The organism is Paenibacillus sp. GXUN7292, assembly GCF_050864975.1.
Classification (GTDB): domain Bacteria; phylum Bacillota; class Bacilli; order Paenibacillales; family Paenibacillaceae; genus Pristimantibacillus.
Genome location: NZ_JBOZWO010000011.1, coordinates 59,807 through 74,881, shown reverse-complemented (window position 1 = coordinate 74,881; position 15,075 = coordinate 59,807). Strand labels below are relative to the sequence as shown.

Sequence of the window (15,075 nt, the reverse complement as noted above, 5' to 3'; positions counted from 1 at the left end):
TTCCATGATGGAATTACTTTCCTTGATGGAACTAACTTTCCATGATGGAATTATCTTTGCATGATGGAATTATCTTTCAATTGGGGTGAATGGGATGTCTTTCCGTATCATTCGAGGTATTTAGTTTTCGGGCTGGAAAAAACGCGTACCAGCTATCAAGGGGGAAGTCTGCCCTTTGATCCATAGAAGCTATGCTTTGAATGTAAATAGAATGGCTATTTCAATCTTTACTCAATGAAAGGTGGAGCATAACTATGCAAACATTCGATTACAAGCTGTTTTATGATCAAGTTGGACAAAGGAACGGATGGGATTTCAGCAAGGTGAAATGTCAATCTGAAGGAAAGCAGTGGGACCTATATCATGAAGTAGTGAAAATTTGCAAAAAATCAGATGTGCTGCTCGATATCGGAACCGGCGGTGGGGAAGCTATTTTAAAAATATCCGATTCGGCGCTGCTTTTGGTAGGTATTGATCAATCGTCAAGCATGATAGAAACAGCCATTAACAATGGTGCCGCAGCGGATAAGCCTAATGTGCGTTTTGTGCAAATGGATGCAGAAAAGCTGGATTTCCCTAACCGCTTCTTCCAGATCGCTTCCTGCAGACATTCGCCATTTTGTGCGAGAGAGGTAGCCAGAGTGTTAGGCGATGGCGGGATATTTCTTACTCAACAGGTTAACGAAAACGACAAGCAAAATATAAAAGAAGCATTCGGGAGAGGACAAACGTATGGCACACCGGCAGGTACATTAAAACAGCAATACATTTCAGAATTACGTGACGCAGGCTTTGCCGATATCCGATCATTTGAATATCAGGTGACCGAGTACTATCAAACAGCGGAAGATTTGATCTTTCTGTTAAAGCACACACCTATTATTCCCGACTTTGGACATCAGGCATCCGATTTTAATATACTGCAGCAATTTATTGACGAAAACCAATGCGAGAAAGGCATCAAAACAAACACTGCTCGTTTTGGAATTATCGCGAAATTATAGAATTGTCCATCCGTCAGCGCGGTCACTCGTTCCGCTATTTGCCTTAAAACTACCATTTTTTTATTTTCGCGGTCACACGTTCCGCTATTCGGCTCTAAATGATGCTTTTTCTGCGATTGATGGGTCAATAGCGGAACGTCTGTCACTTTGCTGCCTCAAAACAGCGATTTTGGACGTAATAGCGGAACGTCTGACCAGCTAGGCTAGTGAAACTGGAGATTCATCGCGGATTAGGTCTGTTGAAGCTCAACAGACTTAGCGGGGGAGCATGCGCTCCCCCGCTTTTTCCATTACGCTCACAGCTCTGCTTTTCCGCTACGCTCGCGGCCCTGCTTTCCATTACACTCGCATCTCCGCTTCGTTACACGCACAGCTCTGCTTTTCCATTACGCCCGCAGCTCTGCTTTCTCGTACACAATCTTCAAGTAGTTAGCGATTACGCGAGAGAGCTGATTCGGCACTTCTACCAGGCTCATATGCGACACGTCTTCAAACGTGTTCTCCAGTATATGCGGATAGCCGAAGGTGGAGTCTGCCACGCCTTTGCAAGTAATAGTGAAGGAGTCGAGCGGCGATATGACATCATCCTCAGCACCGGCTACGAGCAGAATCGGATAATCCGCTTCAGCCAGCACATGGCTGCGGTCCGGCCGATTCATCATCGCTTGCAGTGCCCCAATGGCTCCTTCCTGATTCATATGAAGGCCAATATGAACGATATGCTGGATGTCCTCCTGCATGTTCTGCTTCTTAGACTCTGTAAACAGCTTCGGAACAAGCTTCTCCACATAGCTGTTAATACCGTTAGCTGAAATATCGTCAATATCATGGCGTCTTTTTTCCTTCGTCTCCTCTGTATCCGGCAAAGCGGTTGAATGAATAAGGCCTAGACCCAGCAGTCTCTCCTTATACTTCTCTGCAAATGCGAGCGAAACATATCCCCCCAGCGAATGGCCGAACATAACGACTTTATCCAATTCCAGCTTTACCATCAGTTTATATATATCATCTGCCATTGCTTCAATAGAATAATCGCCATCAGGTGCATATGAGCCCCCATGTCCGCGCAATTGTGGCATAATAATGCGATACTTATCGCTTAGCAGCGGACAAACCTTGTGCCAGTAATGAGATGAGCCGCAGAAGCCATGAAGCAAAATGATAACGCGCCTGCTGCTCTCTCCGCATTCTTCATAGACCAAATCATTTCCGTTGACACTTGCTATATGCTTTTTCATTGTGAAACACCTGCCTTAATTAGTTTGAATTGCGGCTTTCTATTTTGTAAACTATATTTTCGCCTTTGAAACATAAGTTCTGATGAATCGACCGTTTCGAGCCTGCAACAGATGCCACAAGTAGTGACGCTGCATGTCCCCGGCTAAGGATGTACCATTGCTCAAAAAAAAGACCGATCCCCCCCCATAAATGAGGGCAATCGGTCATTATCACTGCTATAGAAATCGGTCATTATCACTGCTATAGTTGTCAATATTTATTGCAAACCTTCCCACAATGGCAGGCTTACTTTTCGAATATGATCACTTACAAATGTAGTCGTATAGCGATAGCGGGTCGCACCTGATTCAAACAATACATACACATCATCGCCAACCGCAATGACACCTTCGGACATGGCAGGCAAATGAAGCAAGCTGTTGCCCGATGCCCGCTCCTGGTTATCGAGGAACCATACCGGCACAGAGACGCCATTATACATAACTGTCGTATGCGGCGCAGTCGCAAGCGGATTATTATACCGCGTCAGATGGCTATCCGCGTAACGGTTATAGGACTGGCTTGTAATGACATAATCATCCGTAAAAGTTGCTCCCTGTACACTATCCGCAATACTCAAAATGTAGCTTGGCACGGCAGTGTTGACAGGCAGGTCGGTAATAGGGTCAAGCTCATAGCCTGCCAGCCAGGCATTATACGTATTGCCATCCCGATTCACCATCGCATGGCTCGGATCAGTCGGGCTGCTGCTGGCATAAAACTCACCGGCCCACAAAACGCCATTATGATAGGTCGCAGAAGAGCCGCGTGTAGGCGTTAAAAACTTATCGCTGAATGCAAGCTCATCATTATCGGCAGCCTGCTCCAGCGCATCCTTCGGCAAGCGGTGCAAATATTCGCCCGATGACACCCAAATATTATGCTTGGATACCGTAACGCCGCCCGCATGGCCAACATACGGCGTGCCATCATCATTATTAAGCAGAACTGATTTAATCAGCTGGCCATTGCTTGCATCGATAACAGATAAGCTGCTCGGTCGCTTGTCGCGCATATAGGCGGACATGATAAACCAGTCATTGTCCGCATCATAGGCAATGCCTTGCGGTACAATATCCTGATGGAGGCCTGGAATTAAAGCCCCCTCCTCGCTCACTTGCCAGAACTGGTCAAACATGGCACCCGGCACGCTGGAGCCAACCGTTTGCTGTGTCAAAATCTGATGGCCCGGTGTTGCGGAGATTACAGACTGCTGGGACTCATTGCCTGACGTATCCACTGCCGTGACCGCAAGGCTGACGCTGACATTGCCCCATAGCTGAGATATAACGGCCTCCTGCTGTGCGGCCGGCACACTCCATTCCAGCGCACCGTCTTTGTAAATGCGGTAGCTGTCCAGATCAGACTCCGCGTTAGGCAGCCAATTCAGCTGTACAAAGCCGTCACCCGCTATCGCCTGCAGGCCTTGCGGCATAGCTGGAGGAATTGCGTCCTGCTTCGGTTTCGCAGGCACCTGCCCAGCATGAATCCAGCCCGGCGTAGGTGTTTGTGCCACGCCTGTTTTGCGCATCAGCTTCGACCCGTCGACAGGATAGCTGTACGAGGTCGATGTTCCTAGTGCAACATCCTTTACGGTGTCATTATAGGATGCGCGGACAACCTCCCCGCCCTGTGGATCGGCAAGCGTCACAATATGCTTGCTCGTATTGACTAAGCCGCCGACTCCCCCCATGCGGTACAGCTCACTGCCGCTCAGCCACTTAAGCTGATAAGAGTCATAATAATAGCTATTAAATCCTTCTACTATAATGGGATCAATCTCTACTACATGCGTCCATATAACAAATGTGCTGTAAGGCTCGATTACTGCGCCGGCACCGATTGCCTGCTCCCACTTCAGCGCATTGCTGCCGCTTAGCAGGCTGAGCTTGTAATTTTCCAAGGAAATAGGCAAAGCCGTCGTATTATACAGCTCGACATATTCAAAAGCATCAAAGCCCGCATAATTATCAGTATCCTGAACCAGCTCCGTAATAAGCAATTTCGGCAATGCTGACGGGATAGGCGATGTGCTGTCAAATTGTCCAGGCACGATGCTGCCAGGAGTCGCTTCCTGATCATTGGCAATTCGTACAGCATCCACTCCACTTGCAGGAGGACCATATATAACGCTGCGATCGGTAATGCCGTCTACGCCTGCATCATTGAAATAAGCTGCTGCTACGAGACTGCCAGCTGCATTTTCTATGCCCACTCTCCGCTTGGATGTATCATGCAGCCCTTGCGCTGCTGTTGTAAGCGATACTTCGACCACTTGCGAAGCAGACAGGCTGACGCCATAATTTTGGTTAAACATAGCAAGCGTAGGTTTAGGGGAAACATTATATTTTTGCAGCCACAGCACAAGCGTGCTGTTAGGGGCAATCGTTTTACCTATAGGCCAGCGATTGGCAGCGCTATCAAAATTCGATGTGTAATAAAGCAGATGATAACCTGAAAGATCAATTGGCGCATCCGACATGTTATAGATTTCGACGTATTCATACAGCTGTCCACTGCCGCTTGATTTAGCGACAATTTCACTAATAACTATTCCTGGATTGGATGAATTAGCTTCAGCCCTCGCAGCTGCCGCTCCTTGAAAATAAATCGAACATAAACAGACCATCAGTACAGCAGCGACCATTTTTCTCAAGGTTTTTCTCATAACATCCTCCTTATTTGCACTTATTATTTTTACCGCCTGATCATAGAGCCCGGCATCCCCCCTCTCTATTGAAATGAGGGAACGCTAATGAAATCAGCCATTCCCTCACACTAGCCGCCCTACTTGGCTGGCAGCTTGTCAAGCTCCACATATTGAATGCGGTCGAGCGGATAACTTCCCGAGTCGCGGTAATTATCTGCTGCAGATTCAAACAGGACATACAGCGTTTGATCCTTCACAATGGCGCTTTCTGACATCGGCGGCCCTTCCAGCTTCTGGATCATATTTTCCTTATCCAAAAACCACACCGGAACCTCCACGCCGTCTATCGTGACGTGCTGATGCGGTTTTTCCAGCAGCACATTTTCGTGAAAATGCAATTCACTGCTATTGTTTCTGCCAAACGATTGGCTTAAAATAATTTGATCCTCAAGCAGCTCGACACCCTGCATGCGATCAGCTACGGATAAAATATAATCCGGCCGCGCCGGGCGCTGGTCAAGCCGCTCCTGAGGTAGGGTATCCGTCTCTTCATCCAGCTTGTAACCCATAATCCAGGCATTATACTCCTCACCGGCCCGATTCATTAGACGATGCTCTATATTTGTAGGATAATCTAGGCCATGGGCAAATTCCCCAACCCACAACACGCCATCCGCATAGGCATTAAAGGAAGCGCGAGTGTCCGTTTCGATACGATCGGAAAATTTCAGCTTGGCATTGGAATCACCATTATAAATATCTTCAAGCTTAATTTGATAAAGATGCTTGTCCGACGAAACCCACGCATGCTGCTTGCTGACAGCTACTCCGCCCGCATGGCCTGCATAGACGCTTCCATCTTCCTTATTCAAATGAAAGTACTTCACCATATCGCCAGAATCAGCATCGAGCAACGATAATACGGAAGCTCCGCCAGCCGCACGATAATGCGATACGATGAACCAATCCTTTTCCTTTATATAATCCAGCCCTTGCGGCACAAGATCCAGCTCCAGACCGGGAATAACCGGTCCCGGCTGCATAATATCAAGAAGCTGCTTAAACTCCGGCTTATCGAGCTGGAACTTAATGTTAGCCTCCACCTGAGTAATATTTTTACTCGTTTTATCCACTTTCGGCTGTTCTGTACTCGGATTGCTTTCCTCAGCTGCCGGCACTGTTGCGCTCGGCTCCGCTTCTTCACCAGTAGTCGATGAGCCGCAGGCAGCTGCAACGAGCAGAAACAAAGCTGTGCCTGAAGCCATCATAAGTTTACGCAGCAATGGCTGTAACCTCCTATTGCAGTTGCTTTTCTTCCTCCAGCACCTTTCTAAGTACGGCAGGGTAATCTGTAATGATGCCTGAAACTTTGCAGTTGATCGCCTTTCTCATATCCTTTTCCGTATTAATCGTATACGGATAGACATGCAGTCCATGGCTTTTGGCGTCAGCAACGTCCTCCTTGCTGATCCGTTTCATATTCGGATGCAAGGAATACACCGGAACCTGCATAATAACAGCCGCATCGCGGTGTCTGACAAAATTCACGTTATAGAGCAGGCCAATCTTCACTTCCGGCTCCAGCCCTTTAAGCACTAGCAGGCTCTTGAAATCAAAGGAGGATACAACAACATTGTCAACACGGTTTTTCTCGCGCATCAATTGGATCAGCTTCGCTTCAATTTCATGGCCGTACGGGTACTTGACTTCGACGTTGATCATAATGTGAGGAGGAACCAGATCAAACACTTCCTCCAGCAATGGAATTTGCTCGCCTGCGTACTTCGCGTCAAACCAGCTGCCAGCATCCAGCGCTTTAATTTGGTCTACCGTCATTTCATGAATATGCCCTTTGCCATTCGTCGTACGGTCAACCGTCGCATCGTGGCACACAATAATTTTTCCATCCTTGGATAAGTGAACATCTAGCTCGATGGCATCGCATTGCTGCTCAAGCGCAAGCTTAAAAGCGGCCATTGTATTTTCTGGCGCCTCGCCAGCGCTGCCTCGATGTGCAATAATTAGCGGTTTCGTAAGTTCCATCCTCAATCCTCCTAAGTACTTGTATATTGGAGCTGCTCTCTCTATAGTTGAATAGCTCTATTTGAAAGTGGAATTCGACATGGCGGATACAATATGCTTCTGTGCAAAGAAAAATACCAGTATGATTGGGATAATGACCATAATACTCGCCGCGCTAAGCAGATGGAATGTAAGTGCTTCGTCACCTGCAATGGCATCGCGCATAGAGGCAATTCCCAAAGTTAATACACGCATTTTCTCTGTATTCGTCATAACAAGCGGCCAGAAGTATTCATTCCAGCTGCTAATGAAGGTTAATACCGTAAGTGTTGCAATAGTCGGGTAAGCCATCGGTGACAGAATACGGTACAAAATTGTAAACCGTCCTGCGCCGTCCACTCGTGCAGCTTCAAGAACATTATCATTAATCGACTTAAAGGACTGTCTTAGCAAAAAGATAGCGTAAGCCGAAGCGCCATGCGGAATAATTAAAGCATAAAAGGTATCAATCCAATTCAGCTTTGAAAGCATGACATAGATCGGTACGAACGTAACCTGGGTCGGAACGATAAGCGCCGCCAGTACGAATAAGAAAAACTTATCTCTTCCCCAAAAATTTCCTTTAGCAAACGCGAATGCTCCCCAAAGCGTAATGTTCATTTGAAGAATAAGTATGCCTGACGTCTTTATAATCGTATTAAGCAAATAGCGATCGAATCTCGCTGAATTCCAAGCCTCTATATAGTTTCTCCACAAAAATTTCTCCGGCCAAAAGGAAGGCGAAGCCAGCCTTAGCTCAAATGATGATTTGAACGAGGTAATTAATAGCCAATAGACAGGGAAAAACATAATCGCGGTTACTGCTATTGCAGCTATGATACGTGAACCTTTAAAAAATGATTTCGCCACTTTCTGTTCCCCCTATCCTTCGTAATGAACTTTCTTCTTTGATACGGCAAACTGCAACGCTGTAAGCGCAATAATGATTATAAAGAAAATAACAATAAGGGCGGAGGCTCTTCCTGTTCTGTAATCCTGGAAGGCCATCTCGTAAATCCAATAAACAACTGCTTTGGTAGAGTTCAGCGGTCCTCCGGCTGTCATAATCTTGATCGATTGGAACACCTGCATAGATGAAATAAAGTTAGTTACGACTAGGAACAGCGTAATAGGAGACAGCAGCGGCAATGTAATATAACGGAATTGCTTGAACTTGCCTGCACCGTCAATATTGGATGCTTCATAGTAATCTTTTGGAATACCGCGCAAGCCGCCAATAAAGATGATCATCGCAAAGCCGACGCCCTTCCATAAAGAGACTGTGACTACGGCCCCGAGCGCTGTACTCGTATTCGTCAGCCAATTGACAGGGTCCAGGCCGATCCAATTCATAAATGCATTTGCCAGACCAAAACGCTCGTTGTAGATCCATAGAAATACCATCGATGCGATAACCATGGAAATATAATATGGCATGAAAACGATCATACGCAGAAAGTTGAAAAATCTAGTAGATACGTTAAACAGCAATGCCAAGCCTAACCCAATAAGCAAGGTGAAAAATACATCAATAAGGGTAAAGCTGACGGTTACCTTCATTACCTTTGCAAACATTTCGCCCGTTAATATTTTTGTATAGTTATCAACGCCGACATAATCCTTGTTCGGCTTGATCATATTCCAATTCGTAAAACTCAAATATACAGAATAAACTAGAGGATAAAATACGAATGTCGTTAACAAAAAAATGGCTGGTGCGGCAAATCCGAAATCTTTCCATTTTTCTTTTAATCTAGAATAAGTACGCTTGGTTTTTGTAACCGGTACTACTTGTGGAGGGCTGCTCTCTGCTTTCATACAAAAACCTCATCTCTATTAAAATAATCCGCTAGCTAGCAAAGCTTGCTATATTTTAAAGCCTTATATTTCAAAAAAACGGTTGTAGGTGTGAATGATCTCACACCTACAACATGAAGCAGCTGCATTATTATTGATCAGCCAAAATTTCATCAATTTCTTTGGCGGCTTTTTGCATTGCGGATACCGCATCTGCGCCATTCAATACCATTTCTCCAACGGCATCCTTATATTTATTTCTAAATTCAGGGTATACTGGATGCTGCAAACGCGGCGTAACGTTATCAAAGTTTTCTAGCACCGCTTTGTACTGTGGCCATCTTTCTTGATAAGCGCGGCCTTCTTCTGTATCGATGACTGATTTGTGAGTCGGCAGGTAGCCTACTTTTTCAGCCCATTGCAGATTGTGCTCTGCACCCGTAATAAACTTCATAAATTTCCATGCTGCTTCTTTTTCCTCTTTTTTAGCTTGTGCCATCATAACGATACCTGCTCCGCCGATATTCGAAATGCGCTTCTTATCGCCTGGCACGAAAGATACGCCTACCTCAAAGTCTGCATTTTCTACATAAGTTTTAATAATAGCAGAGGAGTGCTGAACCATAGCTACTTGTCCTTGCAGGAATAGCTGACGCATCGTATCGGAAGCGCCTTTGCCGTAGCCGATTTGCATTACGCCGTCTTTGAACCATTTTTCAAAGTTTTTAATATAACGAAGGCTGTCTTCTGTATCAATCGTTGCCTTTGTCATATCCTCATTCAGAATAGAACCGCCGCCGTTAATCATCCAAGGATCGTAATACCATACATCCCAGCCTGGAACGGAGAATGCATAGCGCTCCGTTTTGCCATCTTTAACGATTGCTGTCTTGCTAATATAGTCATCCATCTCATCCCATGTTTGAGGCGGCTGTACATTAAGGGAATCCAGCAACGTTTTGTTGTAAATCATTACGCTTGTACTTACGATTAGCGGGAAGCCAAATTGTGTGCCTTCGTAAGCGTAGGCCTTCAGCATACCTTCGGAGAAATCAGCTACGTCCAGCTTATCGCGCTCAATGTAGGACGTAAGATCTTCAAAAATACCGTCTCTGGCAAAAACAGGTACTGATGCAACCTCAACATTTGTTACCGCAGGAACTTGTTTAGCAGATACTGCAGCAAGCAGCTTTTGAGCTAGATCGTCGTATGAGCCCTGGTAGACAGGCTCGATCGTAATGTTTGGCTCTACCTTCTTGAATTCCTCGATTATATAATCCAGGCCTTCTGTCTGTGTATCGGGATGAGCATGCCAGTACTGAATCGTGATCGGCTTTTGCTCCTCCGGCGGCGTGCTTGCATTATTGCCGCCAGACCCGGTATTAGGCGTGTTGCCGCCTGAGCCTGAATTGGAACCGCAGCCTGCAACTAAAGCTAGAATCATGGTCGATGCCGTTAATGTTTTAACCCACTTATTTAATTTCACTTACTAGTTCCCCCTCGTTTGAATAAATTGATAAAGCATATCCCTTAATTGAATGTGACAGTTTGCACAGATTTCCGTGCCTTTTCCGAAAAAAGGCAATAAAAAAACCGAGAATACGCAAAGCTCATGGCACTATGTACATAGTCCATCAGCATAAGCGGTACTCTCGGGTTATCTCGTCATCTCCACCCAAAACCACTATTCAATTAAAGGAAAAACCTAAAACGCTTTCATGTTAAGTAAATCACACCGACAATTTGTTGTCAAGCAATAAACTTTATTTTGGTGCTTAGACAGATAGGCGATCACTTGATTTCTTCATTTTTTTAGCAAGCTGATCCATATGATCCGTTTCAACCGATATAACGCCTTTCATTGAAAAAATGCTGTTAAGCGAACGCTTTAACCGTTCAGGATGAGCTGACTTTAATGTGCAATGCAGCTCCATAATCGGGCTTTCCCCTTCTTCTCCGCCTTCCACCGCATGCATTCTAAGATTTTGAATTTGCACGCCCTGATCGGCAAAAACAGCTGTAATTTGCGCGAGGTTACCCGGCTCATCTACAATTTTCATAGATATTTCATGACGGCGACGATGGCGCATCAAATAATTTTCCCATTTATGAAGAACAACCAGGCTTATAAGCACAGCGATCGTAGCCATAACTGCCACATAAAAAAAGCCTGCTCCCACACATAGGCCGATAGCCGCTACAACCCAGATCGAGGCTGCAGTTGTCAAGCCTGATACGGTAAGCCCCGAACGCATAATGGCGCCTGCGCCCAAGAAGCCGATACCGCTAATCACTTGCGCAGCTAGACGCGCAGGGTCAACACGAACATTCACTTCATCAACAAACTCTGAGAATCCATAAATAGATAAAAGCATAATAGCAGTAGACCCGACACATACAAGTATATGTGTTCGAAGACCTGCCGGATGATTTCTCCACTCCCGTTCAAATCCAATAAAACCGCCTAAAACAGCGGAAACAATAAAGCGTAACGTTAAATCAAGATATGAGATATGCCAAACATCCATCGGTATTAATTTCAAGAAGCTTCACTACCTTTATTTGAGATCTGCTCCCCAAAACTTACTGTTGCCTACAGAAACCGCGAGAGCTCCTGCTTTCAGCGCATTATCAATTTCCTGTTGGTTGTCGATTAGACCGCCGGCTATAATAGGCAGCGGTGTGAGATTAGTTACTTCGCTAATAATACGCGGCATCACGCCGGGCATAATTTCAACAGCATCCGGCTGTGTCTGCTCGACAACTTTGATCCCTTTCGCCACTGCGTTGCGGTCAATAAGAAAAATACGCTGAATCGTCATGAGATCCATCTCTTTCGCGACACGGATTAAATTGCTTCTGGTCGATATAATTCCTGTAGGACGTATGTTTTGGGCAACATAGGCAACGCCGCTGCGATCCGCGGCAATGCCTTCTATAAATTCCATATGCAAAAATGCATGCTTACCAGCATCTTTTATGCGATCTATAATCGATTTGACATTAAATATTGACCCCATTAATAAAAATATAATGTTCACTTTCCCATTAAGTGCAATCTCCAGGTCTTCCTCTGCTTGAACTGCGCCAATCGTTTGATGCTCAACTAAATCTACAATTGGATACATTACAAATCTCCCTCCTAGCTCTTACAGCTAACATCTTTATGTCATACTTAAACAGTATAACATGCTCTCGATTTATAAGGAGACAACATCCACTATTGAACTTATGATGTATTTGGGACTATGTATAGATGTATTTGCCATCTCTCTTGTAGCCACTCCTGTCAATACTAGAACAGAATTCATGCCAGCATCATTGCCCATTTTCACATCTGTTTCCAGGCGATCGCCCACCATGTAGCAATCCTCTGCCTTCAGCCCCAAATAGTTCATGGCGATCTCAGCAGCGATAGCTGACGGCTTGCCGACAACAAGATCAACCGGCTTGCCTGTTGCCGCTTCCAGTGCTGCAATAAGCGTGCCTGTATCCGGAATTTGCCCATCCTCCATAGGACAGGTGCAATCAGGATTGGAGGCAAGCACCTTGGCCCCTCGGACAACTGCCTGGTACATCACATTCAAATCGTCATAATGGAACTGGCGATCCCACGACAGCACCACATAATCCACGTCGCAGCTGTTATCATCGACTATTGCAATGCCATGCTCATGAAGCTCCTTTCTTATCGGCTCCTCGCCTATGACTAGAACCTTCTCTCCCTCCTTCAAATGCTCTTTCAAATAAAGCGCTACCAGCTGAGAGGAATTAAGCACCTCGCTTAATGTCGCCGGCACTCCCATGCCTACCAGCTTATCAACATAGGATTGCCGCGTAGCGATTGGCTTATTGGTCAAAAACAGCACCTTATCTCCTCTATCCCGCAAAGCCTGGATCGTTTCAGCTGCTCCTGAGATCATCCTATCCCCCAAGTACACTGTTCCATCAAGATCAAAGATAAATCCTTTCATATGTCTCTCCCCTTCTCGCTTTCTATTCTCGCTGTCTGAAACATAAAAAACCTCACCAGCAAACACACCTCTCCTAATGGAAAAAGGACATGTTCGCGGGTAAGGTTCTCCTTTGACTCTGCCTAACCGCTAATTGGTATTAGGTTTTCTTAGTTGAGTATAGGTGTCGTGGCATCAATTGTCAATGCTTGGCTAGCTGTATTAATTGTGTTTTTTCACCATTATAGAGCAGCTTCAGCCGATGCAGCGCCCTTGTACAGCCGACATAAAGCAGCTTGGCATCGTCCGCCGTATATTGCAGATGATCAGCCCCATCAATGACGACCGCATCGAATTCAAGCCCTTTTGCCAAATAAACAGGCACGATTGTAAGCCCTCCGCTATACGCTTCTTGCTTACTGCGTATTAAGGAAGCTTCTATTCCGGCCGCTGCCAGCGTCTTGGCAATGTTTTCGCACGCCCGCTCTGTACGGCCAAGTATAGCAATCGTCCGATATATATTTTGCGCCTGCCATTGCTTAATTGTGTCTGACAGTCTTGCCAAGCGCTCGTCGCTTGAAGCGCAGGCTTCCACCTCTACTTCCTCCCCGCTGCGGAATACAGGCACTGCAGGCTTTACTCCATCGCCCATGCCTCTTAATATGCTGTTGGCGAATTCGATAATTTCCATAGTCGAGCGATAGCTGCGATTCAGCTCAAAAAAGCCGAAATCATCCTCCGCGAACAACGCTTGCAGCTCCGACCAGCTATGAATGCCTGTATAACCGTGTATACCCTGCTGCAAGTCGCCAAGAATAGTCATGGAAGGACGGCGCTGCACCAGCTTTAAAGTTTCTAATTGAAAAGGCGAGTAATCCTGAGCCTCATCAATAACGATATGATCATAGGCCGGCTGATCTGAACCGGCAACGCGAAGCTTAATATAAACAAGCGGCGCCAGATCATCGGCTGAAGCTTTCCCCTGCTTCAATCTTTTTTTAACGGCTGCGCGCTCTTCCCCCGGCAAAAAGCCGATTACAGCTTGCTCATCCATTAAGCCCGAATAGATTTGCACCGCGGTTAGCGCCGGGATTTTTTTCGTATACGCTCTAAGCCGCGTCATCGCTTTTGTTTTCAACTTGCTGTCGGCAATGCCCTTCAGCTTCCACTCCGATTCAAACCAGCGCTTGATTCTGCTAATTATTCTTTCACGCCTGCGCAGCAGCGGATCGCCGCTAATGTCCGTTACAAACCATTCACGAATCGTTTCTGCACGCAGCAGCATCCCATCGATCGGCTCAAAATGCTGATTAGGCAATAGCTGTTTTTCCAGCTCCATAAGCTTATCATCAATCATTTGCCTAAACGCTGCGCTGCCCTTTAACCGTCCCGAGGCCTGCAGCATTTCATCCTTCGTGCGGGGCTGCTCGAACCAATAAGCGAAGGCATCAGCCGATTCATCGATGCGGACTGCCTTCTCCAGTTGACCAATTGCCCATTCCGCATACGTCGTCTGTGCAATATCGCCTACGCCAAGCTCTGGCAAAACGCCGGAAATATAATCGAGAAACATTTGGTTGGGCGCAAAAATAACCATGCGCTCCGCTTTGATTCTGCCGGCATATTGATACAAAAGAAAGGCCAGTCTATGAAGCGCCACCGTCGTTTTTCCGCTTCCCGCTACCCCTTGTATAAATACGGCTTTATTTTTTTCCGATCGTATAATGCGATCCTGCTCTTGCTGAATAGTAGATACAATATCACGCAACCGGTTATCTTTGTTTTCACCAAGGCGATACAAAAGAAACTCATCGGTTACCGTTTCTTCATCCTGTCCTCTTACATAGCTGTCGACAATACGTTCCAAATTGCTGTCTCGCACAAGCAGATTGCGTTTTAAATGAACATTTCCTTCTACGAGGCCATCCGGCGATTCATAATGGACAGCTGCCTCGCCCCCGCTGAAGGAGTAAAACAAGCTTGCCACCGGCGCCCGCCAGTCAATGACCAGCAGCTCCTTCGTTGCTTCATCCGCAACTCCCGCTTTCCCAATATATAACGGCTTCGGATTTCCCTTGGGCAATTGTTCAAAATCCAATCGGCCGAAATAAGGCTCCTTGCGGGATACTTCCAGTCGTTCTCTGCGCTGCTCGCGCTGCAAATCGAGCATTTGCTCTGTAAAGTCATCGCCCTTGTAACGGGGACCAATCGCACGAAGCTGCGTATCGATATGCTTCAGCACCTGCTGCACACGCTCTGCTTCGTATTGAAAGGCACTTTGATCATTCATGTCAGTTACCCTCCATCTCTTATTTTAAACGGAAAGATACTA

General features: G+C 46.1%; 12 protein-coding genes. 1 reads left to right on the top strand and 11 read right to left on the bottom strand.

Annotation, left to right across the window (positions count from 1 at the left end):
• The first annotated feature begins 254 nt into the window (after positions 1-254).
• Positions 255-1,004, top strand: coding sequence for a class I SAM-dependent methyltransferase (locus ACRRU2_RS11620; protein WP_432501715.1), 750 nt, complete (start codon positions 255-257; stop codon positions 1,002-1,004).
• A 386-nt stretch (positions 1,005-1,390) separates the two neighbouring features.
• Here the strand turns inward: ACRRU2_RS11620 and ACRRU2_RS11615 are convergent, their stop codons facing one another.
• From ACRRU2_RS11615 to ACRRU2_RS11565, 11 genes are all read right to left on the bottom strand, one after another.
• Complete coding sequence (locus ACRRU2_RS11615; protein ID WP_432501712.1) at positions 1,391-2,242, bottom strand: alpha/beta fold hydrolase; 852 nt, start codon at positions 2,240-2,242, stop codon at positions 1,391-1,393.
• Between the two features lie 257 nt (positions 2,243-2,499).
• Positions 2,500-4,950 (bottom strand): lamin tail domain-containing protein, encoded by a 2,451-nt coding sequence (locus ACRRU2_RS11610; protein ID WP_331700563.1) that lies wholly within the window; start codon positions 4,948-4,950, stop codon positions 2,500-2,502.
• 119 nt (positions 4,951-5,069) lie between these two features.
• Entirely contained in the window at positions 5,070-6,215 is a 1,146-nt protein-coding gene (locus ACRRU2_RS11605; protein ID WP_331700562.1) for a hypothetical protein, read from the bottom strand.
• Between the two features lie 13 nt (positions 6,216-6,228).
• Positions 6,229-6,975 carry a glycerophosphodiester phosphodiesterase gene (locus tag ACRRU2_RS11600; protein WP_331700561.1) on the bottom strand — a complete coding sequence of 249 codons (747 nt, stop codon included), beginning with the start codon at positions 6,973-6,975 and terminating at the stop codon, positions 6,229-6,231.
• A 57-nt stretch (positions 6,976-7,032) separates the two neighbouring features.
• Positions 7,033-7,803, bottom strand: a complete 771-nt coding sequence (locus tag ACRRU2_RS11595; RefSeq protein WP_331700618.1) for a carbohydrate ABC transporter permease — start codon at positions 7,801-7,803, stop codon at positions 7,033-7,035.
• Positions 7,804-7,875: 72 nt separating this feature from the next.
• Positions 7,876-8,811 (bottom strand): carbohydrate ABC transporter permease, encoded by a 936-nt coding sequence (locus ACRRU2_RS11590; protein ID WP_331700560.1) that lies wholly within the window; start codon positions 8,809-8,811, stop codon positions 7,876-7,878.
• Between the two features lie 130 nt (positions 8,812-8,941).
• The gene (locus ACRRU2_RS11585) at positions 8,942-10,276 is read right to left on the bottom strand and encodes an ABC transporter substrate-binding protein (RefSeq protein ID WP_331700559.1); all 1,335 of its coding nucleotides are present in this window, start codon (positions 10,274-10,276) and stop codon (positions 8,942-8,944) included.
• A 289-nt stretch (positions 10,277-10,565) separates the two neighbouring features.
• A complete protein-coding gene (locus ACRRU2_RS11580) occupies positions 10,566-11,333 on the bottom strand; it encodes an MgtC/SapB family protein (RefSeq protein WP_432501707.1) in 768 nt (255 codons plus the stop codon).
• Between the two features lie 15 nt (positions 11,334-11,348).
• Entirely contained in the window at positions 11,349-11,918 is a 570-nt protein-coding gene (locus ACRRU2_RS11575) for a glycerol-3-phosphate responsive antiterminator (protein ID WP_331700558.1), read from the bottom strand.
• Positions 11,919-11,990: 72 nt separating this feature from the next.
• The gene (locus tag ACRRU2_RS11570) at positions 11,991-12,764 is read right to left on the bottom strand and encodes an HAD-IIA family hydrolase (RefSeq protein ID WP_432501704.1); all 774 of its coding nucleotides are present in this window, start codon (positions 12,762-12,764) and stop codon (positions 11,991-11,993) included.
• Between the two features lie 181 nt (positions 12,765-12,945).
• Complete coding sequence (locus ACRRU2_RS11565) at positions 12,946-15,033, bottom strand: HelD family protein (protein WP_432501702.1); 2,088 nt, start codon at positions 15,031-15,033, stop codon at positions 12,946-12,948.
• Between the last annotated feature and the right edge of the window lie 42 nt (positions 15,034-15,075).